The sequence below is a fragment of the Corynebacterium gottingense genome (assembly GCF_003693265.1).
In the GTDB taxonomy this organism is placed as follows: Bacteria; Actinomycetota; Actinomycetes; order Mycobacteriales; family Mycobacteriaceae; genus Corynebacterium; species Corynebacterium gottingense.
Genome location: NZ_RDRE01000098.1, coordinates 1 through 2,128 on the forward strand (window position 1 = coordinate 1; position 2,128 = coordinate 2,128).

The 2,128-nt window shown below is 62.8% G+C and carries 4 protein-coding genes; 3 read left to right on the forward strand and 1 reads right to left on the reverse strand.

Going from position 1 to position 2,128, the window contains the following annotated elements:
- Positions 1-128 precede the first annotated feature (128 nt).
- Complete coding sequence (locus tag EAW56_RS11870) at positions 129-512, reverse strand: thioredoxin family protein (RefSeq protein WP_095278323.1); 384 nt, start codon at positions 510-512, stop codon at positions 129-131.
- Positions 513-617: 105 nt separating this feature from the next.
- Between EAW56_RS11870 and EAW56_RS11875 the strand changes: the two genes are divergently transcribed.
- The 3 genes from EAW56_RS11875 to EAW56_RS11885 all read left to right on the forward strand — a co-directional run.
- Positions 618-830 carry a transporter gene (locus EAW56_RS11875; RefSeq protein ID WP_095278325.1) on the forward strand — a complete coding sequence of 71 codons (213 nt, stop codon included), beginning with the start codon at positions 618-620 and terminating at the stop codon, positions 828-830.
- A 48-nt stretch (positions 831-878) separates the two neighbouring features.
- Positions 879-1,079, forward strand: a complete 201-nt coding sequence (locus tag EAW56_RS11880; protein ID WP_095278328.1) for a heavy-metal-associated domain-containing protein — start codon at positions 879-881, stop codon at positions 1,077-1,079.
- Positions 1,080-1,083: 4 nt separating this feature from the next.
- On the forward strand, positions 1,084-2,128 hold a 1,045-nt coding region (locus tag EAW56_RS11885; RefSeq protein ID WP_147453320.1), incomplete at its 3' end, for a heavy metal translocating P-type ATPase.

Sequence of the window (2,128 nt, forward strand, 5' to 3'; positions counted from 1 at the left end):
TTTTCGTCGATCTTGGTGTCGAACGACTGCATCAGGTACTTCCAGCCCTTAGAGAACGGGTTTGCCATGTGTCGTGTCCTTCCGTCGTCGCAAAATGGTCGCCGCCCCAGTGTACGCAGGTTTTCGGGCTACTCGCCCTGCTTGCCCTGCTCGGCCAGCATCTTCTCGTACTGCTTGCGGACCTCTTCCATGTCCAATGCCTTGACCTGTCCGATGAGCGACTCAAAGTCCGCCGGCGGCATGTTTCCGGCCTGCTGGTAAAGGGGGATGCCGTCACGGAAGACAATGATGTTTGGAATACCGGTCACGCCGAGCTTGCCAGCAAGCTCTTCCTCTGCCTCGGTGTCCAGCTTGGCAAAGGTGACGTCGGGGTGCTCTTCCGATGCTTTAGCAAAGGTCGGCGCGAAGGCCTTGCACGGACCGCACCATTCCGCCCAAGCGTCGACAAAGACGATGCCGTCTTTCTGGATGAGTTCGTCGAAGTTCTCTTTCGTCACATCGATAGTGCTCATTGCATACTCCTTTACAGGGGTTTGTTAACGTTACCCTCGGTGCAACAGTAACAAGCGCGACTGCATTCCTTTGCAGTCTCAGCCGAGCCGGTAGGGGCGGAAATCATGACGAAGAACTACAACATTTCAGGCCAGTCCAGTGAGGTCGCAGTTGATTCGTTGATCGACGAAGTACGCCTGGTCGAGGGCACTTTCGACGTCACCGTGGAGCCGAACGAGGGCCGCATGACGGTCTCGGGCGAAAACTTCACCGACGCCGACATCGTGGCTGCGGCGGAGCACGCCGGCTTCACCATCCTTTCGCCAGATACCCCCTAGGGGTATAGTCGCGGGTGTACGTGAACCGCCAACCGAAAGGACAGCATCATGGCAACCCGCGAATTCACTGTTGAAGGCATGACTTGCGGCCACTGCGAGCTCAGTGTGCAGGAGGAGATTAGCGAGATCCCGGGCGTCACCGACGTCAAGGCCGATCACACCACCGGCGCCGTCTCCGTGTCCGGCGAAGGCTTCTCCGCCGAGGACGTGGCCAAGGCCGTCGCCGAGGCCGGCTACACCCTGAGGTAGCGTCATGACCAGCCATATCGAGCTGGGCGTCACCGGCATGACATGTACGTCGTGCTCATCGCGCGTCCAGCGCAAGCTGAACAAGCTCGACGGGGTCACCGCCGCCGTCAACTACTCCACGGAGACGGCGACCGTCGATTTCGACGAGGCCAACACGACGCCGGAGCAGCTTATCGACGTCGTCCGCACCGCCGGCTACGACGCCTTCGTGATGGGGGATGCGGAAGGCGGGGAGGAGGGGGCGTCGATAAGCTCGGTGAGCGACGCCCGCGACGACGAGGCCGAGCGACTCAAGCGAACGACGATCTGGGCGGCGCTGGTGACGGTGCCGGTCATGCTGGTGTCGATGGTGCACGGCCTGCAGTTTCCAAACTGGCAATGGGCCGCGTTCGCCGCGACAACGCTGGTGTATTTCTCCGCCGGCAGCGTGTTCCACCGCGCGGCGCTGATCAACCTGCGCCACGGCGCGACCACTATGGACACCCTCATTACGCTGGGCACGACCGCGGCGTACGTGTGGTCCATCGTGGCGCTGTTTGCGGAGCGCGGTCCGCACGAGATCTACCTCGAATCCGTCTGCGTCGTGATTACGTTCCTGCTGCTCGGCAGGTGGTTTGAAACGCGCGCGAAGGGGCAAAGCTCCGCCGCGCTGCGTGAGCTGCTGAGCATGGGCGCGAAGGACGCGAGCGTGCTGCGCGGCGACAAGGAAGTCCGCGTCCCGATCGCGGAAGTCCAGGTCGGCGACCGTTTTGTCGTGCGCCCCGGTGAGAAGATTGCTACCGATGGGCGCGTGGTGTCGGGGCATTCGGCTATCGACGCCTCCATGCTCACCGGTGAATCCGTCCCCGTCGAAGTGGACGAGGGCGCCAGCGTGACGGGCGCGACGCTCAACACGTCCGGGCGCATCGTGGTGGAGGCGACGCGCGTGGGGAGCGAGACCACGCTCGCCCAGATGGGCAAGCTGGTCAAGGACGCGCAGTCCGGCAAGGCCCCGGTCGAGCGGCTGGTGGACCGGATCTCGCGCGTGTTCGTCCCCACCATCATCGCCA

Coding starts and splice junctions, on each gene's coding strand:
- EAW56_RS11870 (WP_095278323.1), bottom strand. CDS start 512: ATGAGCACTATCGATGTGACGAAAGAGAACTTCGACGAACTCATCCAG.
- EAW56_RS11875 (WP_095278325.1), top strand. CDS start 618: ATGACGAAGAACTACAACATTTCAGGCCAGTCCAGTGAGGTCGCAGTT.
- EAW56_RS11880 (WP_095278328.1), top strand. CDS start 879: ATGGCAACCCGCGAATTCACTGTTGAAGGCATGACTTGCGGCCACTGC.